This is a genomic window from Curtobacterium oceanosedimentum, assembly GCF_020297365.1.
GTDB lineage: Bacteria > Actinomycetota > Actinomycetes > Actinomycetales > Microbacteriaceae > Curtobacterium.
The window spans coordinates 40,391-53,797 of the sequence record NZ_JAIXIG010000027.1 but is presented as its reverse complement, the minus strand read 5'-3'; the positions used below and the strand labels follow the sequence as shown (position 1 = coordinate 53,797).

13 protein-coding genes are annotated in these 13,407 nt (G+C 72.4%); 4 read left to right on the top strand and 9 right to left on the bottom strand.

Annotated features, from left to right (window positions below; all coding sequences use genetic code 11):
* Window positions 1-51: 51 nt before the first annotated feature.
* The 3 genes from LEL83_RS12625 to LEL83_RS12615 are packed head-to-tail and all read right to left on the bottom strand — an operon-like array spanning window position 52 to window position 3,073.
* Complete coding sequence (locus LEL83_RS12625; protein ID WP_225559073.1) at window positions 52-1,026, bottom strand: sugar kinase; 975 nt, start codon at window positions 1,024-1,026, stop codon at window positions 52-54.
* Window positions 1,023-1,868, bottom strand: a complete 846-nt coding sequence (locus LEL83_RS12620; RefSeq protein ID WP_225559074.1) for an IclR family transcriptional regulator — start codon at window positions 1,866-1,868, stop codon at window positions 1,023-1,025. Before LEL83_RS12620 ends, LEL83_RS12625 begins: the two co-directional genes overlap by 4 nt.
* Window positions 1,868-3,073 carry an alanine racemase gene (locus tag LEL83_RS12615; protein ID WP_225559072.1) on the bottom strand — a complete coding sequence of 402 codons (1,206 nt, stop codon included), beginning with the start codon at window positions 3,071-3,073 and terminating at the stop codon, window positions 1,868-1,870. Before LEL83_RS12615 ends, LEL83_RS12620 begins: the two co-directional genes overlap by 1 nt.
* A 139-nt stretch (window positions 3,074-3,212) precedes the next feature.
* Between LEL83_RS12615 and LEL83_RS12610 the strand changes: the two genes are divergently transcribed.
* Both LEL83_RS12610 and LEL83_RS12605 read left to right on the top strand, forming a co-directional pair.
* On the top strand, window positions 3,213-4,622 hold the full coding sequence (locus LEL83_RS12610; RefSeq protein ID WP_225559071.1) for an MFS transporter: 1,410 nt from the start codon (window positions 3,213-3,215) through the stop codon (window positions 4,620-4,622).
* Window positions 4,623-4,755: 133 nt separating this feature from the next.
* Window positions 4,756-5,532 carry an endonuclease/exonuclease/phosphatase family protein gene (locus LEL83_RS12605; protein ID WP_225559070.1) on the top strand — a complete coding sequence of 259 codons (777 nt, stop codon included), beginning with the start codon at window positions 4,756-4,758 and terminating at the stop codon, window positions 5,530-5,532.
* A gap of 279 nt (window positions 5,533-5,811) precedes the next feature.
* On the opposite strand, the gene LEL83_RS12600 is transcribed toward LEL83_RS12605, so the two are convergent.
* The 3 genes from LEL83_RS12600 to LEL83_RS12590 are packed head-to-tail and all read right to left on the bottom strand — an operon-like array spanning window position 5,812 to window position 8,470.
* Window positions 5,812-6,483: a methionine ABC transporter permease gene (locus LEL83_RS12600; protein WP_225559069.1), complete on the bottom strand. Its 672-nt coding sequence runs from the start codon at window positions 6,481-6,483 to the stop codon at window positions 5,812-5,814.
* Window positions 6,480-7,520, bottom strand: a complete 1,041-nt coding sequence (locus tag LEL83_RS12595) for a methionine ABC transporter ATP-binding protein (protein WP_225559068.1) — start codon at window positions 7,518-7,520, stop codon at window positions 6,480-6,482. The genes LEL83_RS12600 and LEL83_RS12595 overlap by 4 nt, the downstream gene beginning before the upstream one ends.
* Window positions 7,520-8,470, bottom strand: coding sequence for a MetQ/NlpA family ABC transporter substrate-binding protein (locus LEL83_RS12590; protein ID WP_225559067.1), 951 nt, complete (start codon window positions 8,468-8,470; stop codon window positions 7,520-7,522). Before LEL83_RS12590 ends, LEL83_RS12595 begins: the two co-directional genes overlap by 1 nt.
* Before the next feature lie 192 nt (window positions 8,471-8,662).
* Between LEL83_RS12590 and LEL83_RS12585 the strand changes: the two genes are divergently transcribed.
* Entirely contained in the window at window positions 8,663-9,154 is a 492-nt protein-coding gene (locus tag LEL83_RS12585; protein ID WP_225559066.1) for a 2'-5' RNA ligase family protein, read from the top strand.
* Window positions 9,155-9,241: 87 nt separating this feature from the next.
* Here the strand turns inward: LEL83_RS12585 and LEL83_RS12580 are convergent, their stop codons facing one another.
* The 3 genes from LEL83_RS12580 to LEL83_RS12570 form a co-directional block, all read right to left on the bottom strand.
* Window positions 9,242-10,489 carry a D-arabinono-1,4-lactone oxidase gene (locus LEL83_RS12580; protein ID WP_225559065.1) on the bottom strand — a complete coding sequence of 416 codons (1,248 nt, stop codon included), beginning with the start codon at window positions 10,487-10,489 and terminating at the stop codon, window positions 9,242-9,244.
* Window positions 10,490-10,609: 120 nt separating this feature from the next.
* Complete coding sequence (locus LEL83_RS12575) at window positions 10,610-12,091, bottom strand: MDR family MFS transporter (RefSeq protein WP_198656440.1); 1,482 nt, start codon at window positions 12,089-12,091, stop codon at window positions 10,610-10,612.
* Window positions 12,092-12,271: 180 nt separating this feature from the next.
* A complete protein-coding gene (locus LEL83_RS12570; RefSeq protein ID WP_225559064.1) occupies window positions 12,272-12,553 on the bottom strand; it encodes an acylphosphatase in 282 nt (93 codons plus the stop codon).
* A 138-nt stretch (window positions 12,554-12,691) separates the two neighbouring features.
* Here LEL83_RS12570 and LEL83_RS12565 point away from each other — a divergent pair, with 138 nt between their 5' ends.
* On the top strand, window positions 12,692-13,399 hold the full coding sequence (locus tag LEL83_RS12565; protein WP_225559063.1) for an NUDIX hydrolase: 708 nt from the start codon (window positions 12,692-12,694) through the stop codon (window positions 13,397-13,399).
* Window positions 13,400-13,407 lie beyond the last annotated feature (8 nt).

The following is a 13,407-nucleotide window of genomic DNA, read 5'->3' as shown; positions in this document are numbered from 1 at the left end:
GTAGTGGTGGTGGTGGCGGCGGTGAGGGGGTGTGCGGTGCGGTGCGGCGGTTCAGCGGTCGACTCGGTCGTGCACGGCGTGGTCGCTGCCCGGAGGCGCCCCGCGGTGCAGGGCACCGGCGTCCGGCCGCTCCCAGTCACCCGCGACCGTGCAGGCGAGCGCTCCGGTGTCGGCGGCGCGGTCGAGCGCCTCGGCCGGGCTGGCCCCGGCGAGGGTCGCGGCGAGCCACCCCGCGACGAACGCGTCGCCGGCGCCGACCGGGTCGACCACGTGCACCGGGGTCGCCGGGCGGTGCAGGAGCACGCCGTCGATCGAGGCCACCGCGCCGCGCGACCCGAGCTTCACGATCGCTCGGCCGCCGGCGAGTGCCGCGAGCCCGTGCGCGAGTGCCTCGTCATCACCGTCGTGTTCGTCGCGCCCGAGCACGAGCCGGGCTTCGTCGTCGCCGGCGAACACCACGGCGGCACGGCTCGCCACCCGTCGGTAGTGGGTGCGGGCCGCGTCCGCGTCGATGAGCTTCGGGCGGTGGTTGACGTCGAACGACACCGGGACTCCCGCTGCCGTCGCGCGGTCGACCGCCGCGGCCACGGTCTCCCGCGCGGAGTCGGAGAGCGCGAGCGTGATGCCGGTCAGGTGCAGGAGCGCCGCCGACTCGACGATGCTGGCGGGCAGGTCGTCCGGTGTCAGTGCCGCGCCTGCCGACCCCCGGCGGTGGTAGGTCACGCGGGTGCGGCCGTCCTGCAGCCGCTCCTTCATCATGATCCCGGTCGACCGCTCCGGGTCGGGCACCGCGACGACGTCCACGCCCTCGCCGCCGATGTCGCCCGTCACCCGGTCGCCGGCCGGGTCGGTGCCGACACGTCCCAACCAGGTGGTGGGCACGCCGGCCCGGACGAGTCCGATCGCGACGTTGCTCTCCGCCCCACCCGTGTCGACCCGCATCTGTCGCAGGTCGGGCACGGCACCGACGTCCTGACCGGTCAGGAGCAGCATGGTCTCGCCGAAGGTGAACACCGAACCGGTCATCGGGCACCCCGGGCCAGGGCGAGCTGCGCCGACGAGGACCCGAGCGCCACCGAGATCTCGCGGGCCGTCCGGACGACCCCGTCGCCGAGTTCGCGGACCGCCGCTGCGGGGAAGCGCGAGGCGAGCCCCGAGATGCTCATCGCGCCGACGACCTGGTTCGCGTGGTCGAACACCGGCGCCGCGACGCAGCGGATGTCCGGTTCGTTCTCGCGGTCGTCGATGCCGTAGCCCCGACCGTGGGTGCGGTCGACCTCGGTCCGCCAGCGGTCGTCGTCGGTGATGGTGTGCTCGGTCACGGCCCGTGCCGGCTCCGCGAGCACGCGGCCGAGCAGCTCCGGCTCCCCGAACGCCACGATCGCCTTGCCCGAGGCGGTGTTGCGCATCGGCAGGCGGTTGCCGATCCTCGATCCCATCCGCACGGTGCCGCGGGTCTCGACCTTGTCGACGTACACGATGTCGGTGCCGTCGGGCACGACCAGGTGGCAGGTGAGGCCGGTCTGCTCGGCGGTCCGCCGCAGGAACGGCGCGGCGGCCGAGCGCAGGTCGATGCCCTCCAGGTAGCTCTGGCCGAGCAGCAGGGCTCCGAGCCCCAGCGTGAACCCGGCGTCCGGCGTGCGGCGCAGCAGGTCGTTCTCGAGCATCGGGGCCGTCAGCCGGAGCACGGTCGACTTCGCCGTGCCGAGCTCCGCGGCCAGTTCGGTCAGACTCACCGACGGTGCCCCCGTGCGGGTGCGCTCGGCGATGCAATCGAGCAAGCGGAGCGCCCGCCGCAGCGACAGCGCGGCGTTCCGCACCGGCGTCCCGCCGTCGAGGGGCTCGGCGGACCCGGGTACGGCACCCATCAGAACCACGTCGCGATCGTCCGGACCACGGTGTCGTCGTCGTCGAGCACGTGCACCTGCCGCCACTTGTCGAACACCGTGCAGGGGTGCGAGATCCCGAACACGACGACGTCGCCGGGCGTGAGGGTCGGTGCCCCGTCGCCGGACGCGAGGTAGCAGTGCTGGTCGTCGAGGCGGGTGACGGTGACCGCCCCGGGTGGTGGGAGGACCGGCGCGGCTGCAGCCGTGCCTCCCGGGCGGACCTGTCGGACCACCGGCAGTCCCTCGTCGAACGAGATGTCGCGCTTGCCGACGGCGACGAAGGCGAGCCCGGGTTCCGGGCAGCTGGTGACGCGCCCCCAGACCTCGATGGCGGCACGCAGCGAGCCCTCGGCCGGTTGCCGCCCGAAGGGTGTGCGTTCGGCGTAGAAGCCGTCGTCGTGGACCAGTGACGCACCGGAGCGCAGCAGCACGTCGAGGTCGTCCGGACGGGCGGTGACCGCGTCGACGACGGCGTCGAACCAGGCGCTGCCGCCCATGCTCAGCAGGGCGCGGGGGCCGGGGACCAAGGGGCGGACGGCGAGGGCGACGGCGAGCACACCGGCGACGTACGTGCGGGCGGCGTCGACGCCGGGGAGCCCGCCCTCGTAGCCGGACACGCCGCGGAGCACGAGCCCGGCGGCGTGCGTGCGCTCGGCCAGGTCGCGTGCCTCGGCGGGGGAGCGGACCCCGGTGCGGCCGCCGGGGAACCCGACCTCGACCAGGACGTGCAGTTCGCCGTCGACGGCCTCCTGCGCAGCGACACCGGCGGCGACGCCGGCCGTCGAGTCGACGCAGCAGAAGACGTCGGCCCCGTGGTCGACCGACCGGCGCGACGCCAGCCAGGCGAGCCCCGCGGGGTCGAGGACCTCGTTCGCGACCAGGATCCGGTGCACGCCGTGCTCCCACGCGACCATCGCCTGCTGCACGGAGGCGACCGTGACGCCCCAGGCGCCCGCGGCGATCTGGTCCGCGGCGAGCTCCGGCGCCATGTGCGTCTTCATGTGCGGCGCGAAGAGCAGGCCGTGTCGGTCGACGTAGGCCTGCATGACCGCGGTGTTGTGCGCGAGCGCTGAGGCACGCAGGGTCATCACGGGCAGGTGGGCGTCGTCGAGCACGTGGTGCGGCGTCGGAGCCGCCGGGGACCACGCGCCCTTGGCGGTCACCGTGGCGGGTGCGATCGGCATCGGTCCTCCTGGTCGTCGTGGTGCCCCAACGCTCCCGCTCCGACGGGTGGCGGGGCAACGGCTCCGTCGCGGTCATTCTGCAATGCAGAAGGACCGGCTGCCAGGGTGCGATGCCCCACGGGCATAGGCTCGTGCAGCGATGACGACGACGGCGACGACACCCAGACGGCGGACGGGCAGCACGGCGGTCGCCGTACTCGTCGCCGGGACCTTCTTCATGGAGCTGCTGGACGGCACGATCCTGGCGACCGCGGCCCCGGCGATGGGACGCGACCTCGGCGTCGACTCCGCCGCGGTCGGGGTCGCGATCACCGCGTACCTCGTCACCCTCGCGGTCTTCATCCCGGTGTCCGGCTGGCTGACCGACCGGATCGGCTCCCGCACGGTCTTCGCCGGCGCGATCGCCCTGTTCACCGTCGCGTCCGCCCTGTGCGCGATGTCGACCGGCCTGGTCGAGCTGACGCTGTGGCGAATCCTGCAGGGGCTCGGTGGAGCGCTCATGGTGCCCGTCGGCCGGCTCGTCGTGCTCCGGAGCGCCGGACGCGAACAGCTCGTCACCGCCATCGCGATCCTGACCTGGCCGGCCCTCGCCGCCCCGATCATCGCCCCGTTCCTCGGCGGTGTGCTCGTCGAGACCCTGACGTGGCACTGGATCTTCCTCATCAACATCCCGCTCGGGGTCGTCGCCTTCGTCGCGGCCCTGGTGCTCGTGCCGCAGGAACGCGCCGCCCAGCGCGTGCCCTTCGACTGGTTCGGGTCGCTGCTCGCCTGCGTGGGGCTCGGGTCGCTCGTGGTGATGGCGTCGCTGCTCGCGCTCGACGTCGTGCCGGTCGTCGCCGTGGTCGTCTCCGGTGTCCTCGGCGCGGTGTGCTGCTGGTTCGCCGTCCGGCACTTCCGCCGCGCACCGCACCCGATCATGGGACTGGACGCGTTCCGCCTCGAGACCTTCCGGGTGTCGCACGCCGGCGGCAGCCTGTTCCGTCTGGCCGTGTCGGCCGTGCCGTTCGTGCTGCCGCTGCTGTTCCAGGACGCCTGGGGCTGGAGCGCGGTGCTCGCCGGGTCCGCCGTGCTCTGGGTCTTCGTCGGCAACCTCGGCATCAAGCCGATGACCACGCCGTTCCTGCGGTGGTTCGGCTACCGCCCGGTGATCATCGTGTCGTCGGCGGTCGCAGCGCTCAGTGTCGTCGCGATGGCGTTCATGACCCGTGAGACGCCGTTCTGGGTGCTCGCGGTGCTGCTCGTCGTCAGTGGTGCCGCCCGGTCGGTGGGGTTCACGGCCTACAACACCATCGCCTTCGCCGACGTCGAGCAGGCGGACATGACGCCGGCCAACACGCTGTCCTCGACGCTGCAGCAGACCGCCGCCGGGTTCGGCGTCGCCGTCGCCGCCGTCGTCATCCGCGCGGCCTCCGGGTTGGGCGGCGACGGACCGTACGCGGTCGCGTTCTGGGTCATCGCCGCCCTGCTCGCGGTCGCCTGCCTCGAGGGCGTCCTGATGAGCCGTACAGCGGGCGAGACGATCCGCCCCGCACGCCGTGTCCGCGCCTGACCGGGCCGCTGTCCGTTCTCGTCACGGTCACACGGAGGAAACCCGCCAGGCGTTACAGTCTCAGCATCCGCTTGCGAACGCCGAGTACGGTGACCGCGGCAGGGTGACCGGACCGCCCGGACAGGAAGGCAGCATGGCCGCGCCAGAGCAGCAGAGCACGATCGCAACGGACCAGTCCGTGCAGCCCATCCAGCTCCGTGTCGTCAGCTACAACCTCCGCGAGCACACCGCCAACGGCGAGCTCGCCGCCCTGGCCGAGGCGTCGGACGCCGACGTCCTGTGCGTGCAGGAGTGCGACAGCAACGACCTGGCGCCGTCGATCGGTGGCCTCTCGCTCGCCGCCTCCACCCGCACCAACCGCCTCGGGCTCGCGATCTACAAGCGCGACGACCGCTTCGAGGTGCAGGACTTCAGCATCCACTCGCTGCAGAAGTCCCTGCACGACCGGGTGCTCGCCCCCGCGCACGAGCGGCTCATCGCGATGCACCTGCGCGACACCGAGGCCGACGCCGAGGTGGTCGTGGCCTCGTTCCACGCCTCGCCGCTGACCGCCACCAACTCGCTCCGCCGCAAGCAGATCGAGGCGGCGCACCAGTTCCTGCGCGACCTGGCGAAGGACGTGCCGGCGATCATGGTCGGCGACTTCAACTACCCGTGGTTCCAGACGAACCTGCGGCGCAAGATCGAGCAGCACGGCTTCGCGCTCTCGCTGTCGGACCAGCCGACGTACCTGCGCTACCGCAAGTTCACGGGGCACTTCGACTTCGCGACGAGTGTCGGTTTGCACATCGCCGGCGTCGAGACCCTGCCGGCCGGCATCTCCGACCACCGCCCGATCCTGGTGCGCGCCCACTACGAGCACCCGGGCGACACCGGCGCGGTCACCACCGTCGAGGCCCCCGCCGCCTGACGCGCAGCGCGGGCGCCGTGGCGCCCGCGAGATCGCACTTCGTCCGGTCCCCCGGCCGGTGAGCCGGGACGAACTGCGATCTCGACTACCCGGCGCCCCGCGCCCGACGCACGCACGGGAGGCCCGGTGCCGGTCTCGTGGACCGGCACCGGGCCTCCAGGCGGGTGCGCCCACCGCGCCGGGGCGTACGGCCCCCTCGACTCGAGGTCGCGGTTCGTCCCGTTTCCCGGTCAGCGAGCCGGGCCGAAGTGCGATCTCAGCCGCGCGCCCGCCCCGACGTCAGCGACGCAGGGTCGCCCGGGCCAGACGGTTGCCGATGAACTGGCCGAGCTGCACGATGACCACGATCGCCGCCACCGAGACGTAGACGATCCACCAGTCGTACCGCTGCGAGCCGTACACGATCGCGTACTCGCCGAGGCCACCGCCGCCGATGAGTGCCCCCTGGGCCGTCATGTCCACGATCCCCACGAAGATGAACGTGTACCCGAGGATGAGCGGTCCGACGCCCTCCGGGATGAGCACCGTCAGCAGGATGGAGAGCGGGTGTGCGCCCGACGCCCGCGCCGCCTCGACCACGCCCGGGTCGACCGCGAGCAGGTTCTGCTCGACGATGCGGGACACCGCGAACGACGCCGCCAACGAGATCGCGAAGGTCACCGCCGGCACGCCGATGGTGGTCTGCACGGCCACGCGGGACAGGGGCGCGATCGCGGCGAGGAAGATCACGAACGGGATCGGCCGGACGATGTTCACGAGCACGTTGACGATCGCGTAGACCGCCCGGTTGCCCAGCAGGTTGCCCGGCCGGGTGGCGTACAGGACCAGGCCGAGAGCGAGCCCCACGACCCCGGCGACGACGAGGGAGACCAGCGTCATCACGAGGGTGTCGCGGATCGCGGCGAAGAACACGTCGGACGTGTCGATCACGCTCTGGAAGCCGTCGTTCACGCTGCCACCTCCTCGTCGACGGTGATGCCGCCGGACCGCAGGGCCCCGACCGCACGATCGGCGGCTGCGGGGTCGGGGGCGGTCAGTTCGTAGGTGAGCGAGCCGATCCGGCGCTCCCGGATCTCGCCCACCCCGCCGTACACGAGCTCGGCGGTGACGCCGGCGTCGCGGAAGGCCGCGTCGACGCGGTTCTGCAGGCCGGCCTCGTCGGTGATCTGCACGGTGACGAGGCGACCCGGGTGGCGGTCGCGCAGGCGTCGGAGCGTCTCGGCGGACGGGCGGTCGTGCAGCGCCGTGCGGACGAAGCGCTGTGCGGCACCGGTCTGCGGGTTCGCGAACACGTCGTACACGTCGCCGACCTCGACGACCCGGCCCTGCTCCATCACGGCGACGCGGTCGGCGATCTGCCGGACGGCGTCCATCTCGTGCGTGATGACGATGATGGTGACGCCGAGCTCCCGGTTCACCCGACGGAGCAGCCCGAGCACCTCGGACGTCGTCTCGGGGTCCAGGGCGCTCGTCGCCTCGTCGGCCAGGAGCAGGTCGGGCGACGCCGCGAGCGCACGGGCGATGCCGACACGCTGCTTCTGCCCACCGGACAGCTGCTCCGGGTACGCGTGGGCACGTTCGAGCAGGCCGACGAAGTCGAGCAGCTCGGCCACGCGACGGTTCCGCTCCTCCTTCGGCACGCCGGCGACCTTGAGCGGGTACGCCACGTTGCCGGCGATCGTGCGGGACCGGAACAGGTTGAACTGCTGGAAGATCATCCCGATGTTGCGACGCGCCAGACGGCGGTCCCGCTCGGGGATCGCCGTCAGCTCGCGGCCCGCGACGGTCACCGTGCCGGAGCTCGGCAGCTCGAGCGCGTTGACCAGGCGGACCAGGGTGGACTTGCCGGCGCCGGAGTACCCGATGACGCCGAGGACCTCGCCCTGGTGCACGTCCAGGGAGACGTCCTCGACGGCCACCACGCTCTCGCCGGTGTCGGCGCGGCGGTAGTGCTTCGAGACGCCGCGGAGTTCGACGAGGACCGGCACTACTGCTTGGCCGCCTTCGCGTCCTGCTGGACCTCGGCGAGCTCGTCCTGCAGGGTCTCCGCGCTCTCGTCGCGGGCGACGGCCTCGGGCAGGTCCTTCGCGAAGGCCTGCTGCACGGCGTCGTCCTGGAACAGCTCCGCCAGGTCCAGGTAGGTCTCGTCGTCCTTGTCCTCGTCACGGACGGCGAACACGTTGACGTACGGGGCAGCGCTCGCGCTCGAGGGGTCGTCCTGGTAGATCGCGTCCGAGATCGGCAGGCCGGCGGCGGTGGCGAAGTTGTTGTTCACGACGGCCGCGTCGACCGACCCCTGCTGCAGGGCGTTCGCGGTCTGCGAGGCGTCGAGGGTCTGCACGTCGACCTGCTTCGTCTCGATGTCGTCGGTGGTCGAGAACGCCGAGCCGCCGTCCTCGAGCGTGATGAGGTCGGCCGCCTGCAGGATGAGCAGCGCGCGGGCCTGGTTGATCGAGTCGTTCGGGATCGCGACCTTCGCGTTCTCGGGCAGTTCCGACGGCTCGTCGTACTTCGTCGAGTAGAGGGGCAGCGGGTACACGGCGGTGGAGCCGATCGGCTGCAGGTCGTCGTTCGAGGTGACGTTGTAGTCCGCGAGGTACTGGATGTGCTGGAACTGGTTGATGTCCAGCTGGCCGTCCTTCAGCGCCGGGTTCGGCAGCGAGTAGTCGGAGAAGTTCGTCAGCTTCACCGTGACGCCCAGTCGCTCCTTCGCGAGCTCGGTGTAGGTGTCCCAGTAGCCGAGCGACTCGTCCGCGACGCCGATCGTGACGGTCTTGCCTGCACCGTCCCCGGCGGCCGCACCGCTGCTGCCTCCGGAGCGGAGCGCTCCGACGACGACGGCGACGACGATCGCCACCACGACGATCGCGGCGGCGACGATCCAGCCGATCGGGCGCTTGCCCTTCGGCTTCTCGGGCAGTGTGGGGGCTGCGGACATGCTGGTGCTCCTCGTGGGCCGTGCGGTGGGGGAGCCGCGGTGGTCCGCGGCGTGGAGTCGAGTGTGACGTGCGCCCGGCGACGGTGCGAGTTCCGTTCCGCTGTGTTACATCCGCGGCGGGACGCATCCCGTCACGGACGCAGCCGCGACGGGATGCGTCCGCGTCACGGCGCAGCTTGGTTGACTCGGTCCGTGCGCAGCATCGAACTCGTCCTCGACCAGGAGTCGGACGCCGCCGTGCGGACGGCGTGGCAGGCGCTGGTCGACGCCGACCTGCCGAGCCTGGGGCGGTCCGACACGAACAGCCCGCACGTCACGCTGGCCGCCGGCGACGACCTGCCGGTCCCGAGCGGCTTCGACGTCCCGGTCCCCATGTCCCTGCGGCTCGGCGGGGTCCTGCTGTTCCCGGCCGGAGCGGACCGATCGGTGCTGGTGCGGGCCGTGGTCGTCGATCCGGCGCTCGCGGACTTCCACCGTGCCGTGCACCGCACCGCGCCGGGTGGGGTCGACACCTCGCTGCCCGGCGCGTGGTCGCCGCACGTCTCGTTCGCCCGCCGGGTGCGCGACCAGGACCTGGGCGCCGCGGTGGCCGCGCTCCGCGGCGCGCCGCTGCCCGAGGTGCTGACCGTGGGCGGCGTGCGCCACTGGGACGGGGTGTCGAAGACGGTCACGCCCGTGGCGTGACCGTCGGGGCGGGCGGGTGGCGGGCCTCCCGGCCGGCGCGCGGCGCGCAGCTGCGCCGGTCCACGCGGGTCTGCCTGGAGGCCCGGGTCAGGTCCCGAGCACCCGCTCGCCGAACGCGGATGCGAACGTCCGCTCCGGGTCCGCGCGGGCCACGAGGTCGCGGAAGTCCGCCAGGCGCGGGTAGAGCGCGGCGATGGCGGCCCCGTCGAGGGAGCTCATCTTGCCCCAGTGCGGTCGGCCGCCGAACGGTGCCAACCGGGCCTCGAGGTCGGGCAGGAGTGCGGCGACCTCCGCCGGGTGCTTCTTCCAGGTGAAGGCGATGCAGAGCACGTCCTCGCCCTGGCTCGGGCTCAGCCACAGGTCGTCGGCGGCCATCGTCCGCAGCTCGGACACGTGCAGGTGCGGCTGGATCCGGTCGGCCAGGCCGCGCAGGGCGTCGAGCGCGGCGGCCGCGTGCCGGAGCGGGACGAAGTGCTCGCTCTGCACCTCGGAACCGTGGCTCGGCACCGAGCCGATCGGGAAGTGCGGCAGGCGGTCCCACCACGGACCGACGCTGCCGTCGCGGGCCGTGCGGTGGTCGTCACCGGGCGCTCCCGGCAGCCGGGGCGCGCCGAACAACTCCTCGGGCACCGGCACGTCGTCGGCGTCGACGGGGACGCGCGTCTTGAGCAGGACCTCGCTGACCTGGTCGCCGAACACCGTGTACGAGCACACCGAGTCCGCTGCGGCGTGCACCTCGGCGACGTGGGCGGTGAAGGTGTCCCACGGGATCGAACCGTAGGCGTCCTGTCGCATGCGGTAGGCCGGTTCGACGTCGAGCGTGACCCGGGTGACGATCCCGAGCAGCCCCAGGTGCAGCACCGCGCCGTCGAAGGTGGGGTCGTCGCGGTCGACGGTCCGCACCGACCCGTCGGGGCCGATCACCTCGAACGCCCGTACCGCCGTGCTCAGGGAACCGAGGGCGGTGCCGGAGCCGTGCGTGCCCGTCGCGACCGCCCCGCCCACGGAGATGTGCGGCAGCGATCCCATGTTGTGCAGGGCGGCGCCGGCGCGGTCGAGGTCCGGCGCGACGACACCGTACCGGGTACCGGCGCCGAGGGTCGCGGTCTGCCGGTCGGAGTCGACGACCAGGTCCGTGGGGATCGCGGTGAGGTCGAGCAGGACCCCCGGGGCGTCGGCGACGTCGTTGAACGAGTGCCGGGTGCCGAGGCCGTGCACCCGTCGGGAGCGTGCGACGAGCTCGGCGGCCTCGACGACGGACCCCGGACGTGCCACGTGCTCGGCCGTGTAGGTGACCGTGCCGGACCAGTTCAGCTCGCGCGCCGTCGACCGCATGCCGTCAGCCTGCCACGCCGACGACGGGACGGGACGGGAGGACGCAGGAGACGCCGGGTGGCGGCTGCCGACCCGACGTCTCGTGCACACTCGGTGTGCGCGTCCGCTGGTGCGCGTCCGCTAGTGCACGGGCGGCGGCGTGGGCGCACCTTCGGCGACGGCCGGGCGGCGGACGAACACCGACGCCAGGATGCCGAACAGCGAGATCACCGCACCGACCAGGAACGCCGTCTGCACGCCGGACGCGGTGGCCACGGCGGCGCCCTCGGCACCCGAACCCTCGACCGCGGTCGCGGCGCCGATGGTCAGGAGCGTGACGAACAGGGCGGTGCCGGCCGCACCCGCCAGCTGCTGCGCCGTGCCGAGCACCGCACTGCCGTGCGAGTACAGCTTCGGGGGCAGGCCGCCGAGCGCCGCGGTGAACAGCGGGGTGAAGGTCAGTGCCAGGCCGACGCTCAGCACGACGTGCGCGGCGAGCACGAACCCGACGCTGGTGTCGACACCGACCGTGGAGAGGGCCCAGAGCACGCCGCTCACGATGATCGATCCGGGGATCAGGAGCACGCGCGGGCCGTGGCGGTCGTAGATGCGCCCGACGATGGGGGAGAGCAGCCCCATGAGCAGACCACCGGGCAGCAGGAGCAGGCCGACCTGGAGCACCTCGAGCCCGAGGACCCGCTCGAGGTAGATCGGCAGCAGGATCAGCGTGCCGAACATCGCCATGAAGCTCAGGCCCATCGCGACGATCGGCACCGTGAAGCCGCGGGTGCGGAAGGTGCGGAGGTCGAGCAGGGCGCGGTCGGCACGCTGCAGCCGCGTCTGGCGGACGATGAAGACCGCGAGTGCGACGGCGCCGACGACCAGGGCGGTGATCGGGACGAGCGGGCCGGTGGTGCCGGCCTCGCCCAGGCTCGAGAGCCCGTAGACGATGCCGCCGAACGCGAAGGCGGACAGCACGACCGAGAGCACGTCGATCGGGGCCCGGCGCGGGGTCGAGACGTTCTGCACCTTGACCAGGCCGAGGATCAGTGCGGCGATCGCGATCGGGAGCACGAAGCCGAACAGCCAGCGCCACGAGAACGCGTTGAGGATGAGGCCGGAGATGGTCGGACCGATCGCGGGGGCGACCGAGATGACGATCGAGATGTTGCCCATGATGCGGCCGCGGTGCGCCGGGTCGATGAGCGTCAGGACGGTCGTCATGAGCAGCGGCATCATGATCGCGGTCCCGCTGGCCTGCACGATGCGGCCGACCAGCAGCAGCGTGAAGCCGGGGGCGAGCAGGGCGATGAGCGTGCCCGCAGAGAACAGCCCCATCGCCCAGAGGAAGACGGGCCGGGTGTTGAAGCGCTGCAGCAGGAAGCCGGTGATCGGGATCACGACGGCCATGGTGAGCAGGAAGCCCGTGGTCAGCCACTGCCCGGTGGCGGCGCTGATCCCGAGGTCCTGCATCAGGCGGGGCAGCGCCACACCCATGATCGTCTCGTTGAGGATGACGACGAACGCGGACACGAGCAGCAGCCCGATCACGAGTCGGGTCTCGGCAGCGGACGGCTGCGAGACGCTTCCCGTGCGGGGGGCGGAATCGACGGCCTGGGTCATGCGGGGGCTCCTGGTGGTTCACGACTGGTGGAACTGGGGTGGCGCAGGTCGCGCAGACAGGGCAACCGCCTGAGTGGATGCGATTATTCCGCTTCGTGCCGACATCCGCAGGTGAACGATCGGTGCCGGTCGGAGCGAGCGGGGCCGAGGGTGCCGGGCCCGGCGTGCTGGGCCTGTCGGTCAGCGCAGGACGGCGAACTCGTCGGCGTCGCCCCGCGGCGCGACGCTGCGGAGCGTCACGTCGGTCACGGTCGCCGACGGCGGGCCGGTCCGCAGGCACGCGACCAGCGAGTCGACGGCGTCCGACGGCCCCTCGGCCTCGACCTCGACCGTGCCGTACCAGAGGTTCCTGGCGTAGCCGACCAGGTCGAGCCCGTCGGCCTTCCTGGCGGTCCAGTACCGGAAGCCGACGCCCTGGACGGTTCCCGACACCACGGCGTGCACCCTCGTCACCGTCGTCATGTCGTCCACGGTAACGGCGTCGCCCGCCCGGCAGTTTTCGTCCCCGTGACGGTCTGTTTCCGGCTCGTGACGAGCGGACCGCGGCAGGGGTGATAGTGTCATCGCAACCCGAACACTTCGAGTCAGGATGACACTAACGTGAGCGAGCCCGACATCCGCGTCGCCGTCTCCACGGTGATCGTCGCGCTCCGTCCGCACCCGGACACCGGGGCGCCGGCGCTGTGGATGCCGCTCGTCCGTCGCGTCGCGGAGCCGTTCGAGGGGTCCTGGGCGCTGCCCGGCGGGTGGGTCGGTGTGGACGAGGGGCTCGAGGACTCGGCGGCCGCCCGCCTGCGTGAGACGACGAACGTCCAGCCGCGGTACCTCGAGCAGCTCTACGCGTTCGGTGACGTCGGCCGGTCGCCGAACCGGGTCGTGTCGATCGTGTACTGGGCGCTCGTGCACCCGGACGAGGCGAACGTCGTGCCCGACGACTGGAACGTCCGGTGGTTCCTGGCCGACGAGCACCCGCCGCTGGCGTTCGACCACGACCGCATCGTCGAGTACGCCCTGTGGCGGCTGCGCAACAAGATGTCGTACTCACGGATCGCGCAGGCGTTCCTCGGCGACCGGTTCACCCTCGCCGAGCTCCGCGGGGTCTACGAGGCGGTGCTCGGCCGGGCGCTCGACCCCGCGAACTTCCGTCGGCAGGTCGAGAAGACCGACGCGGTCCTGCCGACCGACGAGACCACGAGCGGGGGCCGGCACCGTCCGGCTCGGCTGTACCGCTCGAACCCCGACCTGGCCTACGCGGACAACGGCCCGCTGCAGACCGGGGCCGATCAGCACCAGCAGCGGAACCGATAGGAAACCCC

Bases quoted from the DNA above. Each gene is read 5' to 3' on its own strand.
- LEL83_RS12625 (WP_225559073.1), bottom strand. From the start codon at position 1,026: ATGACCGGTTCGGTGTTCACCTTCGGCGAGACCATGCTGCTCCTGACC.
- LEL83_RS12620 (WP_225559074.1), bottom strand. From the start codon at position 1,868: ATGGGTGCCGTACCCGGGTCCGCCGAGCCCCTCGACGGCGGGACGCCG.
- LEL83_RS12615 (WP_225559072.1), bottom strand. From the start codon at position 3,073: ATGCCGATCGCACCCGCCACGGTGACCGCCAAGGGCGCGTGGTCCCCG.
- LEL83_RS12610 (WP_225559071.1), top strand. From the start codon at position 3,213: ATGACGACGACGGCGACGACACCCAGACGGCGGACGGGCAGCACGGCG.
- LEL83_RS12605 (WP_225559070.1), top strand. From the start codon at position 4,756: ATGGCCGCGCCAGAGCAGCAGAGCACGATCGCAACGGACCAGTCCGTG.
- LEL83_RS12590 (WP_225559067.1), bottom strand. From the start codon at position 8,470: ATGTCCGCAGCCCCCACACTGCCCGAGAAGCCGAAGGGCAAGCGCCCG.
- LEL83_RS12580 (WP_225559065.1), bottom strand. From the start codon at position 10,489: ATGCGGTCGACGGCGCGCGAGCTGAACTGGTCCGGCACGGTCACCTAC.
- LEL83_RS12575 (WP_198656440.1), bottom strand. From the start codon at position 12,091: ATGACCCAGGCCGTCGATTCCGCCCCCCGCACGGGAAGCGTCTCGCAG.
- LEL83_RS12570 (WP_225559064.1), bottom strand. From the start codon at position 12,553: ATGACGACGGTGACGAGGGTGCACGCCGTGGTGTCGGGAACCGTCCAG.